We start from the raw sequence: 24816 nt of genomic DNA, 5'->3' as shown, positions 1-24816 counted from the left end.
ATAGGCTGGGGTTTATGATTTTGCAACGCATCCTGTTCATCGGGTTAAAACTTGGGTTTTAGCTTGATTCGTACCAGTACATAGTTATCCGTGTAGCGCTCGTTTTTAAGAATCTTCTCTAGTGAGGCCGGGAATTTGTCCGTAATGTTGTTGGCCTTATTGTTCCGGTAGGCCTCGATCAGTGTGGCCGGCGCTACCAAGGTGTAAATATTTGTGCCGTCCGAGGCGACAATATTTATGTTGTGAAAAAAGTAGTCCTTCTCAAAGAAAGGTAAAAAATCGTTGGTCTGGTCCGGCTGTAGAAATTCCAGATTGACCAGTGTGCCGCTAACCGTATTGTAGATGACATCTGTAACCCTGTGTCCATAGAAGTCAAGGTGATCTAGCTTAAATGCCAGGTTGTTGGGGGTGTGGTAATGATTCTGGAAGGAGACGATCTTTGCCGGATCATTTTTGAAAAATTCAGATTTCTTTCCCCAAAACACTTCGTTTTCCAGAAAGTCTGCGGGTACGGATAGATTTTGGGGCAGCACAAAGCGATAGACCGAGTCTATACCAGCTTCGCTCAGAAAGTGCAGCTTATAGTCGTAGATGGTGGAAAGAATGGGTAGCTTACCTGAAAACCGCAGCTGCATATCGCTTTGACCAGACAATTGCTCTGAAGTATCTCTTTTGTAGTACATCCATTTATTTGCCACTTCCATTCCTTTGTAGTAGAGGAGGTCATAGGGGTTATCTTTATCGATTCGGTAACGGTGCATTCTGTAGGAAATATAGCTATCGCCAATTTTTCCATATATTCCGTATGGAAGGGTCTGAGCGTCACGTAGCAGGGTGCCATCATAGTTGTATACTAGAGCTTTAGATGTGTTGTGTGCGTCGGAAATATAGATTTCTTGTTTATCCCTGTCTAGGAACAGTTGTTTGCCGTTTAGGCGGTCTTTCGGAATATCTATCCGTTTGATTAGTTTTCCTTTTGTATCGAATATGAGCAAATAATTCTTGTAGTCAAAAAAGTGATACACGATAATCCTATCCCGATCTACCACGATATTGGAGCCAAAGGCGAACTCACTGTTTTTGGAGGATGCCAAGGGTATGTACTCAATCTCTTCCATTACCTCCTGCATTGTTTTGTGCTGGGCATGTGCCGGCGATATGCGGAACTCCCAGGTAAGCACACTGTCCGTATGGTTGTTTTCCTTATTTTGCGCCATACCCAGCAAGCTAAAATTGGTACAGCAGAGCAAGGGTAGTAGTAGGCTGGAGATTATGATTTTGCAACGCATCCTGTTCATCGGGTTAAAACTTGGGTTTTAGCTTGATTCGTACCAGTACATAGTTATCAGTATAGCGCTCGTTTTTAAGAATCTTCTCTAGTGAGGCCGGGAATTTGTCCGTAATGTTGTTGGCCTTATTGTTCCGGTAGGCCTCGATCAGTGTGGCCGGCGCTACCAAGGTGTAAATGTTCGTGCCGTCGGAGGCCACAATATTCGTGTTGTTAAAAAAGTAGTCCTTCTCAAAGAATGGTAGAAAATCGTTGGTCTGATCCGGCTGTAGAAATTCCAGGTTAACCAGTGTGCCGGTTATTGTATTGTAGATGACATCCGTAACGCCGTGACCATAGAAGTCATGATGGTCCAGCTTAAATACCAAGTTATTAGGTGTGTGGTAATGATTCTGGAAGGAAGCAATCTTGGCCGGGTTGTCTTTGAAAAATTCATACTTTTTTCCTATATATAGTTTGTTGTCGAGAAAGTCATCGGGAACGGATAGGTTTTTGGGCAGCACAAAACGATAAACCGAATCCACGCCAGCCTCGCCCAAAAAATGCAGCTTATAGTTGTAGATGGTGGAAAGTATGGGCAGCTTGCCAGAAAAACGCACCTGCATGTCATTTTCGCCGCGTAATAGCTCTGAAGTATCCCTTTTGTAGTGCATCCATTTACCGCTTACTTCCTTTCCTTTGTAATAGAGTAGGTCGTAAGGGGTATCTTTATCGTAGCGGTATCGGTGCACTTGGTAGGAAATGTAGCTGTCGCCGAGCTTTCCACAAGTGCCGGCGGGCAGGGTATGGTCATCAAGGAGCAGTTCGCCATCATAGTTGTACACCCGTGCGCTGGGTTTGTGGTCTGCTATGGAGATATAGATCTCCCGTTTCTCTCTGTTTAAAAAGATATGACGGTTGTTCTTAAGTTCTTTCGGCATGTCTACGCGCTTGGTTAGCTTGCCATTGCTATCGAATAGCAACAAATATCTACCGTTGGTAAAAAAATGGTACACCATGATCCGGTCATTATCCACCACTACGTGCGAGTTTATACTGAACTCACTTTTTTTGGAAGATTCCAAAGGAATGTACTCGATTTCTTCCACTACCTCTTGCATGGTTTTGTGCTGAGCATGTGCGGGGGATATGCGGAACTCCCGGGTAAGCACGCTGTCTTCGGACTGGGCAGCCGCACTCAAGGATGATGCTAACCAAAAGAGCATCGACAAGAAGATTGCTGCGCATTGCTGTTTTTTCATGTAGGGACATTTACGGTAAACGGTCCTCGAATATTGTAGGCCGGTTAGAGGAGTGTTTTCTTTTCAGTATAGATCGCCATCGCAATTTCTCTTGCTGTTTTTGAATTTCTAATTCTTCGTGTGATCATAAGGTTATTTTTAAGTTTATAGATGTGTGTATTATTGTCTGTCTTTATTTCTACTCAGTAATCCCGCTAAAATATTTCTGCATAATGTCTATCCTGCTAAGGTGTTGTTTTGCGTTTCCTATATTTATTATCGCATCTTTTCAATAAGATATTGGTATTCAGTCAGCTATTTTCTGTTATAAAGATAGATACCATTTTTTCTAAATAAAAATAAAAATGAAAATAATTATCTATTTTAATTATAAAATTAATGCTAAAACGTTTTTTATAAATTTAATTTTCAAAAAAAATGTTTTTAGGTTAATATTTGTCATTTTGACCTTTTATTTTTAAAGGATGATATTTTAAGGAAATTTTGGGCAACTACAGGGCATGGTATATTTAGGCTATGGTGTATACCCTTCTTTCGGCGTCCGAGTAATTCCACAATGTTTTCCTGTCGGGTTTCCGGCAGATAGGGTATGGTTCGGCAGCCGACATCCAAAGGGCGGCAGTCAGTTGCTTCGCACGAAGATTTATGGCATCAGGAGCGGGCATTTGTGTGCTTGACGGCTGGCAAAAAGGCTTCTTTGACATGAGATATTACTTTTTAGTAGTAACTTTATTCCCGACATCTAACTTTTAACGCCAAATGATTATTACTTCTATAGCTATCTATCGACTGAGCATCCCTATGGAACCCTTTGCTATCGCCACAGGGGTTATGGACTATGCGCAAAACACGTTTATCCGTATTCATACAGACGCCGGTTTCTACGGTGTCGGAGAATGTTCTGCTTTCCCGATGATTGTTGGAGAGACACAGGACACCTGTTTGGTGCTTGCGCGCGAATTTGCACGACTCTGGAAAGGCAAAGATCCTTTGGCTATAAACGAACGGATGGCGGAGCTGGATCTCTTTGTCGCGGGAAATACCACCATAAAATCGGCCTTCGACATGGCTTTGCATGATCTTGCCGCAAAAGATGCTGGCTTGCCTTTGTATAAATTTTTAGGGGGGCAACGCAAGGAGATCATAACGGATATCACTATCGGTCTGGGGGAGCCCGAAGTAATGGCGCAGAAGGCCGAGCAATTCAAGTCTGCGGGAGCGGCTGTACTCAAAGTCAAATTGGGTAAGAAGCCAAAAGACGATGTAGAAAGGGTACGTGCGATACGTCGTGCCGTAGGTTTCGATATCCCCTTGCGGGTGGATGCCAACCAAGGGTGGTCTTTTGAGGAGGCTATAGAGGCCCTGCATGGCATGGAATCCTTTAAGATTCAATTTTGCGAACAGCCCATGCGAAGCTACAATGACCATATGCTATCAGCATTGCGTACCCAAACAATCATACCCATTATGGCGGATGAGTCTGTCTACAGCCCGCGCGACGCCGATCGCCTCTGCCGCAACGATGCTTGCGATTATATCAATATCAAATTTTCTAAATCTGCTGGTATTGTGGGGGCGCTGCAGATTCAACAAGTGGCGGCAGAATATGAGGTGCCCTGCATGATTGGCGGTATGCTGGAATCCCGATTGGCTTTGGCGGCAAAGATCCATTTCGCCTATGCGACGAACAATGTGAAATTCTATGATTTGGACACCTGCATGTTAGGCCATTTGGAAGACCCCGTGGTGGGTGGAGCCCAATTTACCGGTTATCACGTTGCTGTGACCGATGATATCGGTATAGGCGCGGATATAGAGCCAGGATTCTTGTCTCGCTGTGAAAGCTGGTCGGTTTAGCGATAGACACTTTTTATTTATGGATATATTACCCGCGGGGAAACTGGCAAGTATGGAATGTTATTTTGTCATATTGATCAGTAATTTTGTGTTTTCTTGGGCTGGCGTTAAGCGTTCTGCATAGGCTCAAGTAAAATAAAAACAACTTCAGGCAAGTCCTTCAGTTTATGTACCTTTGTGGAAGAATAGAAAATAAAAAATTATGGGTACACAAAAAGGTCCTATTTCTCAATTTTTAGAGAAAAATTATTTGCATTTCAATGCTGCAGCATTGGTTGACGCTGCGAAAGGTTACGAGGCTCACCTCTTGGAGGGAGGAAAGATGTTGATCTCGTTGGGCGGGGCAATGAGTACGGCAGAACTGGGTATTTCTTTGGCGGAGATGATACGCCAAGACAAAGTGCAGTTTATATCCTGTACCGGTGCTAACTTGGAAGAAGATGTCATGAATTTGGTCGCTCATTCTCACTACAAGCGCGTGCCCAACTATAGAGATCTTACACCGGAGCAAGAGCGGGAATTGCTTGACGAACACTATAACCGGGTAACCGACACCTGTATACCAGAAGAAGAGGCTTTCCGCCGTTTGCAGAAGCATTTGGAGGATGTTTGGCACGCAGCTGAGCAGAAAGGGGAGCGTTATTTTCCACACGAGTTTTTGTACCAAGTTGTAAATTCCGGTATACTGGAACAATATTATGAAATTGATCCAAAGGATTCCTGGATCGTGGCGGCTGCGGAAAAGAATTTGCCTATTGTTTGTCCAGGATGGGAAGATTCTACGACTGGAAATATTTTCGCTGCTAATGTAATCAAAGGCAAGCTACAGGCCAGCACGGTAAAATCAGGTATCGAATATATGATCTATCTTAGCGAGTGGTATCGGGAGAACTCGGGAGGTAAAGGTGTTGGGTTCTTCCAGATTGCTGGCGGTATTTCGGGCGATTTCCCAATTTGTGTCGTACCTATGATGTACCAGGATTTGGAATGGGAAGATGTTCCGTTTTGGGCCTATTTCTGTCAGATCTCGGATTCGACAACCTCTTACGGTTCGTATTCGGGGGCTGTGCCTAATGAAAAAATTACTTGGGGTAAATTAGATATTGACACACCTAAATTTGTTGTGGAGTCGGATGCGACGATTGTTGCACCGTTAATTTTCTCGTACGTTTTAGGTCATTAAATCTTTCGTAAACAATACTAATACAGAAGGAGCAGGGCTGCGGTCGATAGACCCCAAATGCTCCTTTTTTTAAGTTGATCAGGATGAGTAATTTGGTAACATGCAATCCTGCTGCATTGCAGGCTTTGATGTCCGAAGCGATCTTCACGCACGGCGCGGCGGCACAGCAATTTCTGCCAGCGGATGGAGGCGGGTCCCTAGGCTCGCCAATCACCGAATCGGTTGGCGAGGAATTTATTTACCAAGGCGATAAGTCCACGGGAATATTGTTCATTCTCCGTTATCCGGCCTATCCTTATTTTTCGCCGCAGGCAGAGGAAGCCTTTGTGAAAACTATCGGAGCCTTGAACCTGACGCTTTCCAACGTAGCGGTCGTCAACTTAGCCAATGCGCATAATCCCAACGATTTTAAGCGCATTATGACTTTCTTCGAGCCCAAGAAAATTACCTTGCTCGGCGTCGAGCCTGCTTCGCTGAAGTTACCTGACATTGGCCATAATTCCTATATGAAAGGGCGCGTGGCGACCGTGTTCAACACCTTTAGCTTCGAGGAGATGTTTGCGGACGTCGAGAAGAAGAAACTCTTTTGGGGTGAGTTCAAAACGTTTATTGGTAGTTAGTACGAAGTACTTAGATTGTAGATCTTTTGTATCTACTACTTTTCTAATGTTTGGCTTTCTACTTTTGCCTTTTTAATTTTTACTTTTAAATTTTCAAGATGCTCGAAATTGTATTTGCCACGAATAACGCCCATAAACTAGTCGAAGTACAGGCTATTGTTGACGAAAAATTTATCATTAAATCCTTGGCGGATATCGATTGCCATGATGATATTCCCGAGACGGGAGTGACCTTCGAAGAGAATGCACAACAGAAGACCGATTATTTGGTGAACAAATATGGGCTTTATTGTTTTGGCGATGATTCCGGGTTGGAAATCGACGCGCTTAACAACGAACCTGGCGTATATTCTGCCCGCTATTCGGGAAGCCGTGACATGGAACAGAATATTGATTTGGTTTTGGAACGCTTAGGAACGGAAGAAAATCGGTCCGCTCGTTTCAGGACAGTCATTTCGCTGTACCTGAATGAACAGCAACATTTTTTCGATGGTACCATCGAAGGAACGATTGTGCCGCAACGTCGGGGTGTCGAAGGGTTTGGTTACGACCCGATTTTTATTCCCAGCGGTCACGGTAAAACCTTTGCAGAAATGACCGCGGAAGAAAAAAATGCGATCAGCCATCGTGCCATCGCGGTCAGGAAACTTACTGATTTTTTATTGAATAAATAAATAGGTAGGTTTTTGTTTTGAACTATGCAGACAAGCGTGTAAACGATGCATTTCGGCTAACGCTTGGGAGCTGCCGCTTTTTCAGGCACAATAGCAGCCGGCTTTGCAGCTGCCGCGCCGGGTTTGACATCCGTACTCGGTTTGGCCTCGTTTGGCCCTGTGGGCTCAGACAGTGCATTGTTCCCGTCTTGTTCGCCCTGCTCTTGGTCAGGTGCTTTGCTACTTTCTTCTCCATCATTCGCAGCGCCACCTTTCGGCAGTTCGCGTTTCCGATCCATCATGTCCTGTTTGGATTTCGGCCGGTCTTCCGGTCGCCAAATGAAACCGGGTAATGTCTCATTTTCTGCGGTGACCAACCGGAAGGGGTACACTTTCTGATCGACCTTACGAATAGTGGTGTAATCGATGATCTTTTTACCTTCCATCTTGATTTTGATCCTTGCTCCGCGATCGTGGAACATCTCTGTGATCTTATTGGTCTTGTCGTTCGCCGAAAACACCAAATTTTCGGCATTGCCGTCGACGTAAAGCCTATCCATAGCATTATTCGCAAAAAAGGCCGTGATCTTACGCCCTTTCAACTGATTATATTTGATGGAATCGAGCACCGCATTGACCATAAAAGCATTGTTCACCAGCAATGCATTATCCATTTTCTGTTGTTTTATTTGCATGAAAATGGTATCTGAAGAAATTTGCGATCCGTCAGACCAAATCATGGGTCTGCCCATGAATCGAAACATCGAATCTGCCATGCCATAATACACGGAATCTGCTACCGCCTGAAGGTCTGATTTGAACATACGAACATTGTAATAGGCCTTCACAATACGTGTTCTAGCGGTGTCAAGGTAAGCCGTATTGCTGGTGTCCTTAAAGACCGTATCCGTTTCTTGCGCGACCTGTAGCGCCTTATTTATTAAGCTATCTGCTTCGGCTTCACGCGGAACGACGGCTCGTTGACGAATAATGGAGTCTTGTTGCAAAGTTTTCGCAATTTCTGTCGTTCCATTTTTCTGCAAGATCACTGCTTTGCTTGCTTCCTTAATTGTTGGCTTTTTGATTTCGGCCGGCTTTTGCACGCGTGCTGTAACATCTTTCTCTAGCACCTTTTTCCCAACGCTGTCTAGGCCAATGCTGTCCACACCTAGCGAGTCTGGCAAGCCCAGCACTTTTCCTTCGGTTTCTTCCCCTATGTCGGTTTCGTCATCGCCGTAATCCACATCTTCTTCCACGTCGAGTTCACCACCACTCCGATCCAATTTAAAGTCTAATGCCTTGTAATCTTTCAGTAAGATCATCTTGGAAAAAAGTGTGTCGGCTGTCATGTATACCGAATCCACCTTGGGCACCTGCTTTTCGGGTGGCTCGACAAAGGTGGAATCGTCCTGCAGCGTAAGGTTCTCCTGTTCCGTGTCAACTTCTTCTGTGGCAGCCGCTTTTTTATCAATCTTACGCCTATTCTTTTTCTTGGAATCCCCCTCATTTATCACGGCGGTGCTATCTGCTGGCGCTGTCTTTGTTGTGTCGTTGTTCACGACCATCGTGATCAAGGGCTTTTCCGTCATGGTGATGGATTCGTCTGATTGATTGTAGAGGCCGTAGCCTCCATGCGCGTAGAATTTGTCCGATGTATCAACGAAGACTACGTTTCGGAAAGCTTTCCCGTAGCCGGAGTTTCTGTCATAGTGTAAGCTGTCGCCTTTGAGAAATCTACTTCCTTCGGTGTAGAGATTGTTTTTAGAAAAGTTGGCGACCCCAGTTGCCGTATTGTAATTACCTTTCTCGGTATACAAGTTTTCATTTTTGTTTCCCTTGATGTTCGTGGGACCAAAAAAATAGGTCATGCGCTGTGCCGAGTTATAGCGCATCGTGTCCGTATATATTTTCACATTGGGTGTTCGTACAACCACCTTGTTTCGAAAATAGGCATCTTGCGTAGTCTCAAAGTAATAGGCATTTTTAGAAGTGATGGTATCTCCTTTCGAGATAATTCGTCCACCACCCGTATACGTACCGATTTTGCTACGCATTTTATATACCAAGAAATTAGTAGTCAACACCGAGTTTGCATCCACCATCCGCACATTGTTCGTTAAGGTCGCAACTTGTGGGGTGGCATCATAGTGTAGCTTATCCGCATAGATTACCGTTCCCGACGGCTGGGTAATCACGACGTTTCCAAAGGCCTCGAAGAACTGTTGCTTCAGCTCGTCTTCGTACATAATGCTGCTGTCGGCAGACAAGGTGCTTCCCTTATGTTCAAAGACACCATTGTAGTAGGTAGAATACCCAGTTTTTGCGTTAAAGACAGCATTTCGTGAACTTACTAAATTTAAGCGATCTTCCCCCGGTTGATTCATGCCGGGGGTTACCTGTTGTGCGTAGATAGCCAGTACACAACATAGGTTGAAGATGAAAATTAAGTAATGTCTCACGACGGCAAAAATAGCTAATAAAAAAGCAAAAAAATGTTAAAGGACAATTTTTCCTGTTAAATACTTTAGGATAGAATAATGTCTTAACTTTGGACAATGGATCTGCTTCTCCGATTTCAGAAATACCTCCGGGATAGCCTGTCAGTTGCGAAAAACGACCGGATTATCCTAGCCGTTAGCGGTGGGCGAGACTCCATGCTTATGGCTTATATGTTTGTACGGTTGGGCTACGATTGTCGGCTAGCGCACTGCAATTTCGGTTTACGTGGAGCTGATTCCGATGAAGATCAGAAACTGGTGGAACGCTTTGCGACGCGATATGCTGTACCCTTTTTCGCTAAGCGGTTCGATACAGAGCGGTACGCCGCAAATAGCAAGACATCCACTCAAATGGCCGCTCGCGAGCTACGTTATGCTTGGTTCGAAGAGCTACGACAGCAGGAGGGAGCGCAATGGATCGCCATTGCTCAGCATCAAAATGATCATGTTGAAACGGCATTGCTCAATCTTACACGTGGAACCGGATTGCGTGGCATGCGCGGAATCATGCCAAAACAAGGATTTCTCATCCGGCCGCTACTGTTTTTGAATAGGGACGAAGTAAGCGAGCACGTCACTGAATGGGCTGTTCATTTTCGCGATGATCAATCAAATTTTTCCACGAAATATGCGCGGAACAAGATGCGGCTGGAGGTAATTCCAAAGCTCCAGGAAATCAGTCCCGACTTCGAAGAGATTATGCTTACGAATATTGCGAATTTTCAAGAAAGCTACGCTTTGCTGCAATCTTTCGTCGAACCAATTCGCGCAGCGATTTTCCTAACAACGGAAGATGGTATTGTGCGGATAGAAAAAGAAAAGTTAGCACGCTATAAAGATAATTTGCCCTTACTGTACGAGCTTTTCAAACCCTTTGGTTTTGCAAAGGAGATCCTGAGCGATCTGCAGCGCGCTTGGGCTAGCGAATCGGGCAAACTTTTCCGATCGGGAAAACACGAATTGCTCATTGATCGGACACATCTGCTGTTGCAGCCACTATGTTATACCGAAGGCAACAATTCCCTTCTACATATTGAAGAGGGGGCGAAAGAGTTTGATTTTGAGGCTTATTCCTTCCAGATGTGGACGCAATTTGATGGTGCAATAGACAAGCATCACGCTAGGGCTAGCATAGATTATTCAAAGCTATATTTTCCCTTAACCTTGCGTTTTTGGATGCATGGAGATAAATTTCATCCTCTCGGGATGCGTGGGCAGCAGAAAATAAGCGACTTTTTTATTCAGAAAAAAATTCCCCTCTCCGAGAAGGTGCGTATCCCTATTTTGGTCAACGGAAATGGAGACATTATTTGGGTGGTGGGATACCGGTTGGATAATCGATATCGGATAACCGAAAGTACAAAAAAAGTGCTTACTTTAGTTTATAAATAATGGCTATGGCTGAACAATATCTATTTCAAGAAAAGCAGTATCTTGGGCGTGATGCTACATGGCTAAGCGTGCGCATGATTCTAGTGCTATTTTGTTTTATTGCTTATTACCTGAATTTGCAACATTTGGCATCGCGACAACTTTTCTTCATCGTTGGGGTAAGTATCATTATCGTATCGATTATCATGATCTATATGGTGCATTACAAAACGGTAGTTGGGTCAAAGTTTTTAATGATCAGTGGTTTATGGTCGTCACGTTTGGTCAAGATCGATCTATATAACATCGTGAAGGTGGAACGTAAGCCCTATAGTTTGTTCATTTTTAATAACCCGGTTTATAATTTACATAAAAATGGTAAAATACGTTTTTATTCCGGTGGAAAAGATGCGGTTTGGCTGACGGATAAGGAAGGTTTAATTTACATTATTGGATCCCACAAGGCGGAAGAATTTGCACGGGCAATAGAGGAGGCCAGACAAGCATTGAAGGATGGGAAGGGGAAGTCGTCGTGAGCTGTTCCATAACGCCTCATCAATGGTTGAGCCCTATAGCGTTAAAATCTGTTAACAGGCTTCATGCTGACATTTTGTTGACGGAAGCATGTTCATATTTTTAGTAGATTTGATGAAAAAGTTTGTCACATGGAATTTTTATTGAAATTTATTCTTATATTTTTTCTGGTTTTTTACGGTGTAAAATTTCTTTTCCGCCTCTTGATGCCAATTGCATTGCGCAAGCTTTCTGAGCGCTTAATGGGGAAGGCCGCCGAGCAGGCGCAGCAAGGAGCAGGACAGGGAAATTATCAGTACCAGCAGCGTAATCCGTTTGATCAGTTTAAACAAGCTCAGGGACACGCTCGCCGTGGGCAAGAGGGCAAGATTACGGTGGATTATGTTCCTTCGGAAGACGCAAAACAACGGAGGGGCCCACAAACAGCTGGTGAGTTTGTGGATTTTGAAGAAATAAAAAAATAGGAGCATGTGGGGTATGAAGGTGCACCCCTTCTTTTATTAATTTTTATTTTTGATTTTTCCTTAATACATGTGGCTAAAGCAACTCTCTGTCTTAAATTTCAAGAATTACACAGAAACTTCCTTAGAATTTTTGGCGCAAGTTAATGCGTTTGCGGGTCCTAACGGTGCGGGTAAAACAAACCTTTTGGATGCCATACACTACCTAGCGCTTTGTAAATCATATTTCAACCCTATTGATTCACAGCATATCAAGAAGGGAGAAGATTGGTTTATGGTGCAGGGAGAGTTTGATAAGGAGTACGTTTCCGATACCATATCCTGTAGTCTCAAAAGAAACCAAAAGAAACAGTTCAGAAAGAACAAGAAAGATTACCCCCGTTTGGCCGACCATATTGGCCAATTTCCGTTAGTGATGATCTCGCCCAGCGATACAAGTATCGTGACTGAAGGCAGTGAGGAGCGTCGGAAATTTATGGATAATGTCATCTCGCAAACAGATAACCAATATTTGGATATACTGATCCAATACAACAAAATTCTGTTGCAACGCAACATCATGCTGAAACAAATTCGGGAAAAAGGAATCTTTGATACTGGACTTTTGGAGGTACTGAATCTGCAGCTCGTCGATGCCGGAGACCGTATTTTTGAGCGACGGAAGCAATTTATGGAGCGTTTTCTGCCAGAGTTTGAACGTTATTATGCGTTTCTAAGCACGGATGCTGAGCAGGTAGCATTGGTGTACGAGTCTCCGTTGATGGGACAAAACTTCGAGAACCTGTTGAAGCGATCCATAGATAAGGATCGCCTGCTAGAACGCACTACGCAAGGCATACATAAAGACGATCTGCTATTCACGATCCACGAAGGCATGCTCTTGAAAAAATTTGGTTCGCAAGGTCAGCAGAAATCATTTCTGATCGCCCTTAAGCTCGCACAGTACAGTTACTTGCGTACATGCAAACATTTTAAGCCATTATTGCTGCTGGATGATATTTTCGATAAATTGGACGAACACCGGACACGTAAGCTGATGCAATTGGTTTCTGAAGATGAATTTGGACAGATATTTTTGACAGATACGGATGGGGAAAGAATAAAGCAAATTTTCGACGAAATAGGAAAGCCAATTCGTATTTTTGACGTACAAGGAGGCATAGTCGATGTATAAGAAGAAATTTGATGAAATTCCGACAAAAGATGATGTTGGCATAAAAGAAGCTGTTGAAAAATGGATCGAAGTATATCGTCTACGTGCGAAGTTTGATGAGTCGTCGATCGTCACCGCATGGCCCAAAATCATCGGAAGTGCGATTGCGAATCGCACGCAAAAAATCTATATACACAACAAGAAACTTTTCGTGCGTGTCGAATCGGCGGTGATTAAAAACGAATTAGCAATGATGCGTAGACAGATCATTGGGCGCGTGAACGAGTATGTAGGTCATGTGGTGGTGGAAGAATTCATTATCTTGTGATGATGCCCTTAACCCGTGCTTTTTGCGCGATGTTTGATATCAGCGAAGCGCAAGCACAAAAGTTTTCCAAAAAATTTTCCCCTGAGTTCCTGCCAAAAAATTCCTACTACCTTCATACTGGTGAGCGCTGCAACAAGTTTAGTTTTATCGCATCGGGTCTCGTACGTGTTTTCGCGGAAACTGCTAGCAAAGAAGTCACGCAGTGGATTGGCGATGCAGGACACTTTCTAACTGATCTCCCTTCCTTTATGTTTAGAGAGCCGGCGCGCTGGAATATTCAGGCGCTATCGGATACCACACTGTGGACATTGTCCTATACAGAATATGCCGCGTTTGAAAGGGAATTTCCGGATTGGAACTTGTTCGAAAAGAGGTTTGTGGCCAAATGTTTCGCGATGATGGAAAGCCGCATCTTCGATTTTATTGCGCTGTCTGCCGAGGAACGCTATGCGCGTTATTTTGCCTCTTTTCCGAATCATTTTAATGAAGTACCGCTACAATATATCGCTTCAGTCCTCGGCATGACGCCCGAAACGCTGAGCCGTATACGGGCCAAGAAAACTTCTTGATATTTGTCAACTGAAATCGTTTTTGACGGTGCTATTTTTGTGGCATGGGAAAGATACATATAGAACAGCAGATTGAAATCCAGGCGACAATAGATCAGGTTTGGTCGGTTTTTACAGATTTTCAGGCGTATGAAGCGTGGAGCCCTACCATTCATTTTTTATCCGATCCACCAAAAGAGGGTAGGTCTGTAAAAGTACGATTGCTGCAACCGGATGGTAAGCAGATTACGATGCAACCGCAAGTGCTTCGCCTTTCGCCAGCCAAGGAGCTGCGTTGGAGAGGACGACTATTTTTGCCGGGTGTTTTTGATGGGGAACATTATTTTATACTCAAGTCCCTACCAGATGGTTCTACGCAATTTATTCAAGGGGAGCACTTCAGTGGGGTATTGGTTCCTCTTTTGAAAAAAATGATTCTAGGGCCGACTGTAGCGGGCTTTATAGCTTTCAATAAGTCGTTGAAAGAAAGGGTCGAGGCAAAAAGATAATGACTTAGAGGTATTCTTCTAAGTCTCCTTTTCCTTCACGCACCACTTCAAATTCACCGGTGGTAAGGTCGACCACTGTCGAAGCTACATTTCCGCCATATCCACCATCGATGACCATATCCACCAATTCCTGATACTTTTCGTAGATCAATTCCGGATCCGTAGCGTATTCGATAATTTCATCTTCATCATGTATAGACGACGTGACAATGGGATGCCCCAGTTCGCGAACAATTTCTCTTACAATGTTGTTGTCTGGAACACGTATACCTACCGTTTTCTTTTTGGAGCTGAGTAGCTTAGGAACTTGCCCACTCGCGTTAAAAATGAAGGTGAAAGGACCCGGGAGGGCTTTCTTTAACACGCGGAAAACTGCTGTATCAAACGGCTTGGTATAATTGGAAATGTCGGTCAAATCGTAGCAGATGAAGGACAAATTAGATTTGTCTGGACGTAGCCCACGAATTTGGCATACGCGCTCGATCGCCTTTTGGTTCGTAATATCACAGCCTATACCATAGACCGTATCGGTAGGATAAATAATGACTCCACCTTTTCGCAATACATCTATTGCTTGCTGTATAGCCTTAGGATTGGGATTGTCCTCGTATATTTTTATCAACATAATCGTAAATTTTGACGGCATTGTCGAATGCTCAATACCTCTTTCTCCTGCGACAGGGTATATTCGAGCCCGACCTTCCTAACTATCTTTAAAAGAGAACCGCCAAACATAAAAAATGTTCGGCGGTTGTATATCTACGCTTATTAGAATGCAGCGCTTTTTGGCGTTCGCGGAAATGGAATCACGTCACGAATGTTGGTCATTCCGGTTACAAAAAGCACTAAACGCTCAAAGCCTACACCAAATCCGGCATGCGGTGCCGAACCAAATCGGCGGGTATCCAAGAACCAATCCATCTCCTCTTCCGGAATCCCGACCTCTGCCATTCTCGTCAGCAACTTCTCCAGGTTTTCCTCTCGCTGTGATCCGCCGACCATTTCGCCGATCCCCGGGAAAAGAATGTCCATCGCACGAACGGTTTGACGACCTTGCGCATCAGGCTCATTCTGCTTCATGTAAAACGATTTGATCTCGCGCGGATAATCGGTTAGGATGACCGGCTTTTTGAAGTGTTTCTCCACCAAGAAACGCTCGTGCTCGGATTGCAAGTCTGCGCCCCACGCTTCGATGAGATACTTAAATTGTTTTTTTTGATTCGGCTTACTGCGTTTTAAGATCTCTATGGCATCTGTATAGCTCACTCGCTCAAAACGGTTTTCAATCACAAAATGCAGCTTTTCGACGAGGTCCAATTCGGAACGTTCTGCCTGCGGTTTGGATTTCTCTTCATCCAATAGGCGATTGCGTAAGAACTCAATTTCATCTGGACAAGTCTTCAACGCATAATTGATGACATATTTCAACAGTTCTTCGGCCAGATCCATATTGTCTTCCAAGTCGTAAAAAGCCATTTCCGGCTCAATCATCCAAAATTCAGCCAAATGGCGGGTTGTGTTGGAATTTTCGGCACGAAAAGTAGGGCCAAATGTATAAATATTGCCGAATGCCATAGCGGCCAGTTCCCCCTCCAGTTGTCCAGAGACGGTTAGATTAGTAGATTTCCCAAAGAAATCTTCCTTAAAATCGATGTCGCCAGACTCCGTGCGAGGAAGATTATTCAGATCCAATGTGGTTACGCGGAACATTTCGCCCGCCCCTTCTGCATCCGAACCGGTGATGATTGGCGTGTGCATATAAACGAAATCGCGATCATTGAAGAATTTGTTCACCGCGAAGGCAAGTGCATTGCGTACCTTGAAAATGGCATTGAATGTGCCTGTACGGAAGCGTAAATGCGCTATTTCGCGCAGAAATTCCAAACTGTGTTTCTTGGGCTGCAATGGGTATTTTTCTGGATCTGAATCGCCTAGAATGGTTATTTCTGCGACCTTAATCTCTACGCGCTGACCTTTGCCCAGTGAGGCTACAAGCTCGCCTTTGACACGAATTGCAGCCCCCGTTGTGATTCGCTTCAATACAGCTTCGTCAGTATGCTCGAAATCAACTACAGCTTGTATATTGTGTAGAGTCGAGCCATCATTTATCGCAATAAACTGATTGTTGCGGAATGTCCTTACCCAACCTTTGACAATAACTTCTTTGCCAGTTTCTTCTGACAATAATAGTTGCTTTATACGTGTGTGTTCCATGAGTAAACTAAAATGAGCGTGTTTTGCTATTACATGTAAGCTTACAAAAATAGTTTATTATTTCCGAAATACGTGGGGAAGGTTGATAAAGTTGAGGGATGAAAAATGTGCGAAAACAAGGAAGGCCTTTGAGCGTTATGCAAAGGCCTTCCGATATCTCTAGGAAAAGAGGGATTATCCCTTCAATACCTTGGTTACTAATTCTGCGGCTTCTTTTAATAAAATTGCCGAGTAGACTTTTAATCCAGAATCATCGATCAATTTCTTCGCTTCAGCAGCATTTGTGCCTTGCAAACGAACGATGATTGGCACAGGAATGTCGCCGATTTCGTTGTATGCATCAATCACCCCTTGTGCTACACGATCACAACGAACGATACCGCCGAAAATATTGATCAAGATAGCCTTCACGTTAGGGTCTTTCAAGATGATATTAAAGCCTGCTTTAACGGTTTCTGCGTTGGCAGTACCACCGACATCCAAGAAATTAGCAGGTTCACCACCAGCGATCTTGATGATGTCCATCGTCGCCATCGCTAAACCGGCACCATTCACCATACAACCTACGTTACCGTCTAATTTAACATAGTTCAAATTTGATGCACCAGCTTCAACTTCCGTAGGATCTTCTTCCAAAACATCTCGAAGGGCAGCGTAATCTGCATGGCGATACAACGCATTCTCATCAAAGTTAACTTTCGCATCTACGGCCAAAATTTTATCGTCCGATGTCTTTAATACCGGGTTGATTTCAAAAAGAGAAGCGTCGATGCTATCGTAGGCTTTATAAAGCGCCGTGATGAATTTGACCATCTCCTTGTGTGAGGGGCCCGAAAGACCGAGGTTGAAAGCGATTTTGCGCGCTTGGAAACCTTGGAGGCCAGCTTTAGGATCGATCTCTTCTTTGAAGATCAAATGAGGTGTTTTTTCTGCAACTTCTTCGATGTCCATACCACCTTCTGTAGAATACATAATGATGTTACGACCTTTAGCACGATCGAGCAATACGGAAACATAGAACTCCTTCGTGTCATTTTCACCAGGGTAATAAACATCCTGGGCAACCAAGATCTTATGAACTTTCTTTCCTTCAGGTCCGGTTTGTGGAGTAACCAGTTGCATGCCGATAATATCCGTTGCGCGCTGTAGCACTTCGTCATGGTTTTTAGCCAATTTAACACCACCGCCTTTGCCACGGCCACCAGCGTGAATTTGTGCTTTAACTACTACCCAGTCGGAATTAAAATCTTGTTTTAATTTTTGCGCAGCCTGCACAGCTTGCTCTGGAGTTTCCGCAAGAATTCCTTCTTGAACCCTTACACCAAAACCTTTAAGTATTTCTTTTGCTTGATATTCGTGAATATTCATCTTAAAAAATTTGTGGTAAAAATATGGTTTTTAAATGGAAGGGTCAAGTAAATATTTGGTAAAAAGCGATATATTGATGCCTACATTCGGGGCATACTTCCCAACCGGAAATGATTCCCTTATTTTGTCTCATTTTCCTTACCTTCGCAATATGATATTGAAGGCAAGTCAAATACACAAATCTTACGGACAGCTTCCAATCCTCCGCGGTGTTGATCTTTCCGTGGAGAAGGGGGAGATTGTCTCGATCGTGGGGGCTTCCGGTGCAGGAAAGAGCACATTGCTCCACATCATCGGCACGTTGGACAAGCCTGATCGCGGCCGGTTAGTGATCAATAATGTGGACATCGGAGAGCTCAGCCAAAAGAAGATCAGCCTGTTCAGAAATGAGCATATTGGTTTTGTGTTCCAGTTTCACCATCTCTTGCCCGAGTTTACCGCGCTGGAGAATGTTTGCATCCCAGCGTTTATTCGCGGGCAAGGTCGTAAACAAGCCGAAATGCGCGGGATGGAGCTGTTGGATAGATTAGGGGTGAAACATCGTGCAGAACATAAACCGTCCGAAATGTCGGGCGGTGAACAGCAGCGTGTATCGGTCGCACGAGCGCTGATGAATAGCCCTGCCCTGCTTTTGGCGGATGAGCCATCTGGCAATTTGGATTCTGAAAACGCAGCGTCTTTGCATCAGTTATTCTTTGAGCTACGGGAATCCTTGAAGCAGACATTTATTATTGTTACGCACAATGAAGAACTTGCGAGTATTTCGGACCGCACGGTACATATGCGTGACGGACAAATACTTTAACCCCATGCAAAAATTACTGATTACATATGGTACCCGTCCCTTTGCACAGCGCCTAGGGCGGATGCTGTCTACTCGTTTTTCATGCCACTACGCCAGTAGCGAACCCTTTCCCGAACTATTGCTAAAGGGGGACTATCGAAAAATTCCGACTGGTGCGAATCCTACTTTTGCGCACGAATTGCTGAAACTTTCTTTGGACGAAGGGTATAGCTATGTGCTTCCTTTAGGTAAGATGGAATTGCAGGTACTGCATGAAACGCGGATGCTATTTGAAGAATATGGAGTCGCTGTTCTCCTTCCCGATCAGTTAACGACACGTCTTTTAGTGGAGAATCCGCCTAGTGCTGTCGAAGTCAGGATCATCCACCAAGGTTTTGATCTGTTGGGCGAGGGAAGGATCGCTGATCCGTCCTTCTCGGGCGTTGCCATGCTTTCTGATGAGGAAGACGAACCACTATTATGTTTGGCATGATGCAGCAGGAACAATACAAGGTAGCGATGGAAGCAGCAGTGTATATGGTAGAGGTTGACGATTTGTTGTTTCCAAAGCGGGACTACTTATTGCAGGTGTATTACCTGTTTGCAAATTTCGTGGAGTTTACTGAAGGTCGTACCCTTGCTAAACCGCTGGTCGATTTTATGAAGCTGTGCTACGAGGAGCAGGGAGAAGAGGCGGTACTGCCCAAAACGTTGAAACATTTCGGGCTGCCGGACAGTTATCTGGAGAATTTTGAACGCCTGCGGGCGAATGCTCATCTTCCGCTAAAGCTCTTTCTGCCCGATAAAACGAAACACTTCTTGAAAGCGCTTTTTGCATCCAAAAAGCAAGTGGGCATCCTAACGGATGGGAATCCCGTCGAGCAACTAAACAAATTGAAGCACATCGACTGGGAAGAGCTGAGTCCGTTTTTGTCGCTTTTGAAAATTTTTTTTCTGAAGGAGCTGGCGTTCAGAAATCTGGAACCCCTAGATTTTTTGCAAGAGACCTATGCGGTTGATAAAGCCGATATATGCATCGTAAAACAACTATAGGGTGCAGCAAACGTCCCAAGTGTCTGATTTTTATTTTGGGATTATAGGGTAAAAAATTGTAAGTTTAAGTCCAACCAGCTTAAGCAAGTGAATAAGCTATATAATTGTTGTATTCAATAAACCATAAGGTATGAAGAAGAAGCCTGCTACGATAAAGGAAATTGCGCGGAAGTTGAAGATTTCGGCATCTACTGTTTCGCGTGCATTAAATGACCATCCCAGTATTGGTTTGATCACGACAATGCGTGTTAAAAAAATGGCGGAGGAATTGCATTACGAACCGAATCAAACAGCCATTTTTTTTAAGCAACGCCGTACCTTCACGATTGGCGTTATTCTACCGAGTCTTTCAGAACCATTTTTTTCTTCCGCTATCAGTGAGATCGAGAATGTTGCTGCCGAGCAGCATTATACCGTTTTGATGGGCCAATCTCGCGATGATGCGAATCGGGAGTTGCAGATTATCCAAACGTTTAAAAAACATCGCGTAGATGGCATTCTGATGTCATTGGGCAAAAACACGGAAGACCTTGGCTTTATTGCGATGTTGAAAGAGTCTGAAATTCCCATTGTGTTCTTCGATTGTGTCCCACGAATTAAGGGAGTAAACAAGGTGTTCAGCGATCTATCCTCGGGCATGCGCGAAGCAATACAGTCTTTCGCATCCATCGGGCATAAAAACATTGCGCTGATAAACGGGCCAGAAAACCTGTTGGCTTCGCAGGAGCGTATTGAAGCCTATAAGGATGCTTTGCGACGCGAGAAGTTGTCATTCGATAGGAAATACGTGGTGCACACAGATCTGACAGAACAGGGTAATATCGAGGCGATCGAGAAATTACTTTTGCTTCCCGATCGGCCATCGGCCATCGTCTCCTTTAATGACTTTGTGACACTGGATGTAATGAAGTACGTGCGACAAAAAGGATTGGTGCAAAAAAAGGATATATTTTTTATTAGTTATGCTAATTATCCACTGTGGAAATACATGGAAAATCCACCTATGGGAAGTATTGAACAATATCCAGATAAGCAAGCCCGACGTGCTGCGGAGATACTGTTTCAGCAAATCGGTGCCAAAGATGATAGAGAGGCCCTAGCAGAAGTTTTTCCATCGAAACTCGTCTTGAAATAGGGTTTGCCAACCCCATTCGGAAACTTTCTTATTTATGGATTAAGTTAAAAACAGAAGAGGCGCCTTTTGGCGCCTCTCCTGTTTTTTATAAGTGGATGACTTCTCCGTAGGCATCAGCAGCTGCCTCCATGATTGCTTCGCTCATGGTCGGGTGCGGATGAATAGTCTTAATCATTTCATGGCCGGTCGTTTCCAGTTTCCTGGCAACTACGATTTCAGCGATCATTTCTGTCACATTGGCACCGATCATATGCGCCCCCAACAGTTCGCCATATTTCGCATCGAATACCAATTTCACAAAACCATCTTTCGCACCTGCTGCGGAAGCTTTACCCGAAGCAGAAAATGGAAATTTACCTACTTTGACTTCGTAACCAGCGTCTTTTGCCGCTTTCTCGGTATAACCGACAGAAGCAATCTCTGGTGAACAATACGTACATCCTGGGATGTTGTTATAGTCGATCGCTTCTACGTGTAGTCCTTTAATCTTCTCTACACAAGTAATCCCTTCTGCAGAAGCTACGTGTGCCAACGCTTGACCCTTCACAATATCGCCGATTGCATAAATACCATCGACATTTGTTTTGTAGTAATCGTCTACCAAAACACGTCCTTTGTCTGTTTTGACGCCAGCTTCTTCCAAGCCCAAATTTTCAATGTTTGGTGTGATGCCGACTGCGGACAAAACAACTTCTGCTTCGATTGTTTCTGTTCCCTTAGCCGTTTTAATAGATACTTTGCTTAAGTCGCCCGATGTATCTACAGCCTGCACTTCAGATTTCGTCAGGATATTGATACCGGCTTTTTTCAGCGATTTTTCCAACTGTTTCGAAACTTCTTCGTCTTCTACAGGGACGATACGATCCATAAATTCCACAATCGTTACCTGTGTGCCAATTGCATTATAGAAGTAGGCAAATTCAACACCTATTGCACCCGATCCTACGACAACGAGTGATTTAGGTTGCTTTGCCAGATTCATCGCTTGGCGGTAACCGATGATTTTTTTGCCATCCTGCGGTAAGTTGGGCAATTCGCGTGACCGAGCGCCAGTTGCCAAAATGGTGTGTTTTGCAGCATACTCTTTAACAGCGCCATCAGCACCCTTCACTTCAATCTTACCACCCTTTTTTACTTTCGCCGCGCCCATGATCACATCGATCTTGTTCTTTTTCATCAAGAACTGTATCCCTTTGCTCATGCCATCTGCAACACCGCGACTTCTTTTTACGATCGCTGAAAAGTCAGCTTCTCCACCCTGAACTTTAATGCCATACTCTTCCGCATGGTTTAAATATTCAAATACCTGAGCACTTTTCAACAAGGCTTTGGTCGGGATGCATCCCCAGTTTAAGCAGATTCCACCTAACGCTTCACGTTCAATAATTGCTGTCTTGAAGCCTAATTGGGATGCTCGGATAGCAGCTACATATCCTCCAGGACCACTACCGATTACTACGATGTCGTAATTCATATGTATGTTATTTTTAACGTCATAAACAATATATGCTGCAGCTTCTCGGTGCAAACGTTATATTGTCTATTAATATTTTGTAGTTAAGACTTTGTTCTTCTTCCGAACCCTCAAAAATACATAATTTTTCGGGTATCGAGCAACGGTTTTTCAGGTTTCTTGCACAGCAAAGGGGCGCTACGGCTGGCACGTGTCAGGAGAGCGTCAATACTGAAGTAATTTTTAGGTACTGTGGCATTTTGCTGTAAGTTTGCGAAAACATTTTTTGGATCAACTATGCTACGAATCTTTCAACAGATCGCCTTATGGGAAGCCATTTCTACGGTTATCCTTTTTTTTGTCGCTATGCCCTTGAAGTACATCGCTAACATTCCTGAAGCAGTAAAAGTCGCTGGGTCGATCCATGGCTTTTTGGTGGTGCTTTTTGTCGTGTTACTGATTATGTGTTGGTCGGAATATAAATGGTCACTAAAACGTGTTGCCACTTATTTTCTGCTGTCTCTTATTCCTATTGTATCATTTTGGGTAGAGCGTGACCTGAAAAAACAAATCATTTCGGGGAAGTCGTAGCTATTCAGTCATCAATCACGATAGGCATAAGTAATTTCCGTCTTGTTATGAGCGGTGGGATTTCCTTCTGGATCTAGGTTGACAAACACTAGCCTGTCAATAGAAAGAATAATCTTCCTGGTGATTTTGTTGCGCACGACACATCGCATGGTTAATGAGGTGCGGCCGAAATTCACCGCTTCAATACCCATTTCGATGATATCTCCCTTTTTCGCCGAACTGACAAAATTGATCTCCGAGATGTACTTCGTTACCACGTGTGGGTTTCCAAGTTGTACGATGGCGTAAATGACAGCTTCTTCGTCAATCCAACGCAACAATGTTCCGCCAAAAAGAGAACCGTTCGGATTCAAATCCTCCGGTTTAATCCATTTCCTTGTATAAAAATTCATTTGATATGGTGCATAAAAAAGGCAAGATATTGCTGTCTTGCCTTTTTATTTCGTTTAAGCGTGAATAGCTCGGTTTGCGGTTGCAGCAAGCGCTGCTTCTTTTAACGCTTCGGTATATGTCGGGTGCGCATGGCAAATTCTCGCAATATCTTCTGCTGATGCCCTGTATTCCATGGCAACAACAGCTTCGGCAATCATGTCTGCAGCACGAGGGCCGATCATGTGGACGCCGAGTACCTCATCGGTTTCGCTGTCAGCTAATACTTTTACGAAACCATCGGTATCACCAGAAGCTTTGGCACGACCGGAAGCCTTAAATGAAAAAGATCCCGATTTGTATTTCACCCCCGCCTCTTTCAATTGTTCTTCCGTCTTACCGACAGACGCGACTTCTGGCCAAGTATAGACGACGCCTGGGATCAAGTTATAGTCGATGTGGGGCTTTTGCCCAACGATGCGCTCTGCCACATAGATACCTTCGTCTTCCGCTTTGTGTGCCAACATAGCACCTTTAACCACGTCGCCGATGGCATAAATGCCTCCAACGGATGTTTCCAAATGCTCGTTAACCGGTATTTTGTTGCCGCGTTCCTCGGTTTTGATACCGATATTTTCTAATCCTAGACCTTCTGTATAAGCTGTTCTGCCAACCGAGACGATGCAGTAGTCTCCGGATAGTTCGACCGGTTGTCCTTTTGGATCTTCAGCGGTCACCGTTACATTTTTTCCTTTCGCTGTAGCACCAGTTACTTTATGCCCAAGGAAAAACTCCATGCCGAGGTTTTTCTTCAACACACGTTGCAATTCTTTTCCAAGTCCACCATCCATCGTGCCGATAATCGATTTTGCAAACTCTACCACAGAAACCTTAGCGCCCAAACGCGCGTATACAGAACCTAATTCCAGGCCGATCACGCCTCCGCCAATGACGATAAGATGTTTTGGAACTTCTTGCAAGTTCAATGCTTCGGTGGAAGTAATGATGCGTTTTTTATCCACGGGAAGGAAAGGAAGAGAGGTGGGTTTGGAACCCGTAGCGATTATGATGTTTTTTGCCTTCAGTTCTTCTGTACTTCCGTCGCTCTTTGTTATCTTAATGGTGTTCTTGTCCACGAATGAACCTACTCCTTCGTAAGCATCTATTTTGTTTTTCTTGAATAAAAACGTGATACCTGCGGTATTTTGTGCGATCACATCATTTTTGCGATCGATCATTTTTTTTACATCAATTTTTAAATTGCTCAGTCCGATACCGTGTGTTTCGAAGTTGTGCGCGGCATTGTGGTAGTGTTCGGACGTATCCAATAATGCTTTTGATGGAATACAGCCCACATTGAGACAGGTACCTCCAAAGGTGCTGTATTTTTCTATTACAGCAGTTTTTAGTCCAAGTTGTGCACAGCGAATAGCGCCAACATATCCACCGGGGCCACTTCCTATAACGATTACGTCGTATTGCATAAAAAATAGTATATAGTTACAGCCTCAAAGTTAGCTAATTAAATAAACTTAATTGTATTTAAGTTGTAAAAAACCAAGCTTATATAGCCAAAAAAGCACTTATCGACCGACAAGTGCTTTT

26 protein-coding genes are annotated in these 24816 nt (G+C 44.0%); 16 read left to right on the top strand and 10 right to left on the bottom strand.

Features of this window, described 5'->3' with window-relative positions:
• Positions 1 to 44: 44 nt before the first annotated feature.
• The 3 genes from IE165_RS03510 to IE165_RS03500 form a co-directional block, all read right to left on the bottom strand.
• Positions 45 to 1217: a 6-bladed beta-propeller gene (locus IE165_RS03510; protein WP_189625219.1), complete on the bottom strand. Its 1173-nt coding sequence runs from the start codon at positions 1215 to 1217 to the stop codon at positions 45 to 47.
• Between the two features lie 85 nt (positions 1218 to 1302).
• On the bottom strand, positions 1303 to 2529 hold the full coding sequence (locus IE165_RS03505) for a 6-bladed beta-propeller (RefSeq protein WP_189625218.1): 1227 nt from the start codon (positions 2527 to 2529) through the stop codon (positions 1303 to 1305).
• A gap of 509 nt (positions 2530 to 3038) precedes the next feature.
• The gene (locus IE165_RS03500; protein WP_189625217.1) at positions 3039 to 3233 is read right to left on the bottom strand and encodes a hypothetical protein; all 195 of its coding nucleotides are present in this window, start codon (positions 3231 to 3233) and stop codon (positions 3039 to 3041) included.
• Positions 3234 to 3288: 55 nt separating this feature from the next.
• On the opposite strand from IE165_RS03500, the gene IE165_RS03495 reads away from it, so the two are divergent.
• The 4 genes from IE165_RS03495 to rdgB all read left to right on the top strand — a co-directional run bounded on the left by IE165_RS03495 (position 3289) and on the right by rdgB (position 6863).
• Complete coding sequence (locus tag IE165_RS03495) at positions 3289 to 4386, top strand: mandelate racemase/muconate lactonizing enzyme family protein (protein WP_189625216.1); 1098 nt, start codon at positions 3289 to 3291, stop codon at positions 4384 to 4386.
• 202 nt (positions 4387 to 4588) lie between these two features.
• Positions 4589 to 5569: a deoxyhypusine synthase family protein gene (locus tag IE165_RS03490; RefSeq protein WP_189625215.1), complete on the top strand. Its 981-nt coding sequence runs from the start codon at positions 4589 to 4591 to the stop codon at positions 5567 to 5569.
• Positions 5570 to 5652: 83 nt separating this feature from the next.
• Positions 5653 to 6189 (top strand): hypothetical protein, encoded by a 537-nt coding sequence (locus IE165_RS03485; RefSeq protein ID WP_189625214.1) that lies wholly within the window; start codon positions 5653 to 5655, stop codon positions 6187 to 6189.
• 98 nt (positions 6190 to 6287) lie between these two features.
• Complete coding sequence (rdgB, locus tag IE165_RS03480; RefSeq protein ID WP_189625213.1) at positions 6288 to 6863, top strand: RdgB/HAM1 family non-canonical purine NTP pyrophosphatase; 576 nt, start codon at positions 6288 to 6290, stop codon at positions 6861 to 6863.
• A 56-nt stretch (positions 6864 to 6919) separates the two neighbouring features.
• Here the strand turns inward: rdgB and IE165_RS03475 are convergent, their stop codons facing one another.
• Positions 6920 to 9301, bottom strand: a complete 2382-nt coding sequence (locus tag IE165_RS03475; protein WP_229826310.1) for an OstA-like protein — start codon at positions 9299 to 9301, stop codon at positions 6920 to 6922.
• Between the two features lie 96 nt (positions 9302 to 9397).
• Here IE165_RS03475 and tilS point away from each other — a divergent pair, with 96 nt between their 5' ends.
• The 7 genes from tilS to IE165_RS03440 all read left to right on the top strand — a co-directional run bounded on the left by tilS (position 9398) and on the right by IE165_RS03440 (position 14244).
• Positions 9398 to 10732, top strand: coding sequence for a tRNA lysidine(34) synthetase TilS (tilS, locus tag IE165_RS03470; RefSeq protein WP_189625212.1), 1335 nt, complete (start codon positions 9398 to 9400; stop codon positions 10730 to 10732).
• 5 nt (positions 10733 to 10737) lie between these two features.
• Positions 10738 to 11247 (top strand): hypothetical protein, encoded by a 510-nt coding sequence (locus IE165_RS03465; protein ID WP_189625211.1) that lies wholly within the window; start codon positions 10738 to 10740, stop codon positions 11245 to 11247.
• Positions 11248 to 11376: 129 nt separating this feature from the next.
• Positions 11377 to 11709 (top strand): DUF4834 family protein, encoded by a 333-nt coding sequence (locus IE165_RS03460; RefSeq protein WP_189625210.1) that lies wholly within the window; start codon positions 11377 to 11379, stop codon positions 11707 to 11709.
• 67 nt (positions 11710 to 11776) lie between these two features.
• Positions 11777 to 12880: a DNA replication/repair protein RecF gene (recF, locus tag IE165_RS03455; protein WP_189625209.1), complete on the top strand. Its 1104-nt coding sequence runs from the start codon at positions 11777 to 11779 to the stop codon at positions 12878 to 12880.
• A complete protein-coding gene (locus tag IE165_RS03450; protein WP_189625208.1) occupies positions 12873 to 13187 on the top strand; it encodes a DciA family protein in 315 nt (104 codons plus the stop codon). The genes recF and IE165_RS03450 overlap by 8 nt, the downstream gene beginning before the upstream one ends.
• Positions 13187 to 13756 carry a Crp/Fnr family transcriptional regulator gene (locus IE165_RS03445; protein ID WP_189625207.1) on the top strand — a complete coding sequence of 190 codons (570 nt, stop codon included), beginning with the start codon at positions 13187 to 13189 and terminating at the stop codon, positions 13754 to 13756. Before IE165_RS03450 ends, IE165_RS03445 begins: the two co-directional genes overlap by 1 nt.
• Before the next feature lie 44 nt (positions 13757 to 13800).
• Positions 13801 to 14244 (top strand): SRPBCC domain-containing protein, encoded by a 444-nt coding sequence (locus tag IE165_RS03440; protein WP_189625206.1) that lies wholly within the window; start codon positions 13801 to 13803, stop codon positions 14242 to 14244.
• Positions 14245 to 14248: 4 nt separating this feature from the next.
• Here IE165_RS03440 and IE165_RS03435 read toward each other — a convergent pair whose 3' ends face one another.
• The 3 genes from IE165_RS03435 to sucC all read right to left on the bottom strand — a co-directional run bounded on the left by IE165_RS03435 (position 14249) and on the right by sucC (position 17826).
• Positions 14249 to 14869 (bottom strand): L-threonylcarbamoyladenylate synthase, encoded by a 621-nt coding sequence (locus IE165_RS03435; RefSeq protein ID WP_189625205.1) that lies wholly within the window; start codon positions 14867 to 14869, stop codon positions 14249 to 14251.
• Between the two features lie 143 nt (positions 14870 to 15012).
• A complete protein-coding gene (gene asnS / locus IE165_RS03430) occupies positions 15013 to 16458 on the bottom strand; it encodes an asparagine--tRNA ligase (RefSeq protein ID WP_189625204.1) in 1446 nt (481 codons plus the stop codon).
• 174 nt (positions 16459 to 16632) lie between these two features.
• Positions 16633 to 17826 (bottom strand): ADP-forming succinate--CoA ligase subunit beta, encoded by a 1194-nt coding sequence (gene sucC / locus IE165_RS03425; RefSeq protein ID WP_189625203.1) that lies wholly within the window; start codon positions 17824 to 17826, stop codon positions 16633 to 16635.
• Positions 17827 to 17980: 154 nt separating this feature from the next.
• Between sucC and IE165_RS03420 the strand changes: the two genes are divergently transcribed.
• The 4 genes from IE165_RS03420 to IE165_RS03405 all read left to right on the top strand — a co-directional run bounded on the left by IE165_RS03420 (position 17981) and on the right by IE165_RS03405 (position 20798).
• Positions 17981 to 18631, top strand: a complete 651-nt coding sequence (locus IE165_RS03420) for an ABC transporter ATP-binding protein (protein WP_189625341.1) — start codon at positions 17981 to 17983, stop codon at positions 18629 to 18631.
• Between the two features lie 4 nt (positions 18632 to 18635).
• Positions 18636 to 19103, top strand: coding sequence for a hypothetical protein (locus IE165_RS03415; RefSeq protein ID WP_189625202.1), 468 nt, complete (start codon positions 18636 to 18638; stop codon positions 19101 to 19103).
• Positions 19100 to 19663: an HAD family hydrolase gene (locus IE165_RS03410; protein ID WP_189625201.1), complete on the top strand. Its 564-nt coding sequence runs from the start codon at positions 19100 to 19102 to the stop codon at positions 19661 to 19663. Before IE165_RS03415 ends, IE165_RS03410 begins: the two co-directional genes overlap by 4 nt.
• A 130-nt stretch (positions 19664 to 19793) precedes the next feature.
• The gene (locus IE165_RS03405) at positions 19794 to 20798 is read left to right on the top strand and encodes a LacI family DNA-binding transcriptional regulator (RefSeq protein ID WP_189625200.1); all 1005 of its coding nucleotides are present in this window, start codon (positions 19794 to 19796) and stop codon (positions 20796 to 20798) included.
• Positions 20799 to 20883: 85 nt separating this feature from the next.
• On the opposite strand, the gene lpdA (IE165_RS03400) is transcribed toward IE165_RS03405, so the two are convergent.
• Entirely contained in the window at positions 20884 to 22272 is a 1389-nt protein-coding gene (gene lpdA, locus IE165_RS03400; RefSeq protein WP_189625199.1) for a dihydrolipoyl dehydrogenase, read from the bottom strand.
• Positions 22273 to 22548: 276 nt separating this feature from the next.
• Here lpdA (IE165_RS03400) and IE165_RS03395 point away from each other — a divergent pair, with 276 nt between their 5' ends.
• Positions 22549 to 22842: a DUF3817 domain-containing protein gene (locus tag IE165_RS03395; RefSeq protein ID WP_189625198.1), complete on the top strand. Its 294-nt coding sequence runs from the start codon at positions 22549 to 22551 to the stop codon at positions 22840 to 22842.
• An 11-nt stretch (positions 22843 to 22853) separates the two neighbouring features.
• Here the strand turns inward: IE165_RS03395 and IE165_RS03390 are convergent, their stop codons facing one another.
• Positions 22854 to 23234: an acyl-CoA thioesterase gene (locus tag IE165_RS03390; RefSeq protein ID WP_189625197.1), complete on the bottom strand. Its 381-nt coding sequence runs from the start codon at positions 23232 to 23234 to the stop codon at positions 22854 to 22856.
• Positions 23235 to 23288: 54 nt separating this feature from the next.
• Positions 23289 to 24695 carry a dihydrolipoyl dehydrogenase gene (gene lpdA, locus IE165_RS03385; RefSeq protein ID WP_189625196.1) on the bottom strand — a complete coding sequence of 469 codons (1407 nt, stop codon included), beginning with the start codon at positions 24693 to 24695 and terminating at the stop codon, positions 23289 to 23291.
• Positions 24696 to 24816 lie beyond the last annotated feature (121 nt).

Origin of the sequence: Sphingobacterium griseoflavum (genome assembly GCF_014653155.1) — a bacterium.
Taxonomy (GTDB): Bacteria; Bacteroidota; Bacteroidia; order Sphingobacteriales; family Sphingobacteriaceae; genus Sphingobacterium; species Sphingobacterium griseoflavum.
The sequence above is the reverse complement of the archived record's forward strand: the minus strand, read 5'-3'. Positions and strand labels throughout refer to the sequence as shown.

Bases quoted from the DNA above. Each gene is read 5' to 3' on its own strand.
- IE165_RS03510 (WP_189625219.1), bottom strand. From the start codon at position 1,217: ATGGCGCAAAATAAGGAAAACAACCATACGGACAGTGTGCTTACCTGG.
- IE165_RS03505 (WP_189625218.1), bottom strand. From the start codon at position 2,529: ATGAAAAAACAGCAATGCGCAGCAATCTTCTTGTCGATGCTCTTTTGG.
- IE165_RS03500 (WP_189625217.1), bottom strand. From the start codon at position 3,233: ATGTCAAAGAAGCCTTTTTGCCAGCCGTCAAGCACACAAATGCCCGCT.
- IE165_RS03495 (WP_189625216.1), top strand. From the start codon at position 3,289: ATGATTATTACTTCTATAGCTATCTATCGACTGAGCATCCCTATGGAA.
- IE165_RS03490 (WP_189625215.1), top strand. From the start codon at position 4,589: ATGGGTACACAAAAAGGTCCTATTTCTCAATTTTTAGAGAAAAATTAT.
- IE165_RS03485 (WP_189625214.1), top strand. From the start codon at position 5,653: ATGAGTAATTTGGTAACATGCAATCCTGCTGCATTGCAGGCTTTGATG.
- rdgB (WP_189625213.1), top strand. From the start codon at position 6,288: ATGCTCGAAATTGTATTTGCCACGAATAACGCCCATAAACTAGTCGAA.
- tilS (WP_189625212.1), top strand. From the start codon at position 9,398: ATGGATCTGCTTCTCCGATTTCAGAAATACCTCCGGGATAGCCTGTCA.
- IE165_RS03465 (WP_189625211.1), top strand. From the start codon at position 10,738: ATGGCTGAACAATATCTATTTCAAGAAAAGCAGTATCTTGGGCGTGAT.
- IE165_RS03460 (WP_189625210.1), top strand. From the start codon at position 11,377: ATGGAATTTTTATTGAAATTTATTCTTATATTTTTTCTGGTTTTTTAC.
- recF (WP_189625209.1), top strand. From the start codon at position 11,777: ATGTGGCTAAAGCAACTCTCTGTCTTAAATTTCAAGAATTACACAGAA.
- IE165_RS03450 (WP_189625208.1), top strand. From the start codon at position 12,873: ATGTATAAGAAGAAATTTGATGAAATTCCGACAAAAGATGATGTTGGC.
- IE165_RS03445 (WP_189625207.1), top strand. From the start codon at position 13,187: ATGATGCCCTTAACCCGTGCTTTTTGCGCGATGTTTGATATCAGCGAA.
- IE165_RS03440 (WP_189625206.1), top strand. From the start codon at position 13,801: ATGGGAAAGATACATATAGAACAGCAGATTGAAATCCAGGCGACAATA.
- IE165_RS03435 (WP_189625205.1), bottom strand. From the start codon at position 14,869: ATGTTGATAAAAATATACGAGGACAATCCCAATCCTAAGGCTATACAG.
- asnS (WP_189625204.1), bottom strand. From the start codon at position 16,458: ATGGAACACACACGTATAAAGCAACTATTATTGTCAGAAGAAACTGGC.
- sucC (WP_189625203.1), bottom strand. From the start codon at position 17,826: ATGAATATTCACGAATATCAAGCAAAAGAAATACTTAAAGGTTTTGGT.
- IE165_RS03415 (WP_189625202.1), top strand. From the start codon at position 18,636: ATGCAAAAATTACTGATTACATATGGTACCCGTCCCTTTGCACAGCGC.
- IE165_RS03410 (WP_189625201.1), top strand. From the start codon at position 19,100: ATGATGCAGCAGGAACAATACAAGGTAGCGATGGAAGCAGCAGTGTAT.
- IE165_RS03405 (WP_189625200.1), top strand. From the start codon at position 19,794: ATGAAGAAGAAGCCTGCTACGATAAAGGAAATTGCGCGGAAGTTGAAG.
- lpdA (WP_189625199.1), bottom strand. From the start codon at position 22,272: ATGAATTACGACATCGTAGTAATCGGTAGTGGTCCTGGAGGATATGTA.
- IE165_RS03395 (WP_189625198.1), top strand. From the start codon at position 22,549: ATGCTACGAATCTTTCAACAGATCGCCTTATGGGAAGCCATTTCTACG.
- IE165_RS03390 (WP_189625197.1), bottom strand. From the start codon at position 23,234: ATGAATTTTTATACAAGGAAATGGATTAAACCGGAGGATTTGAATCCG.
- lpdA (WP_189625196.1), bottom strand. From the start codon at position 24,695: ATGCAATACGACGTAATCGTTATAGGAAGTGGCCCCGGTGGATATGTT.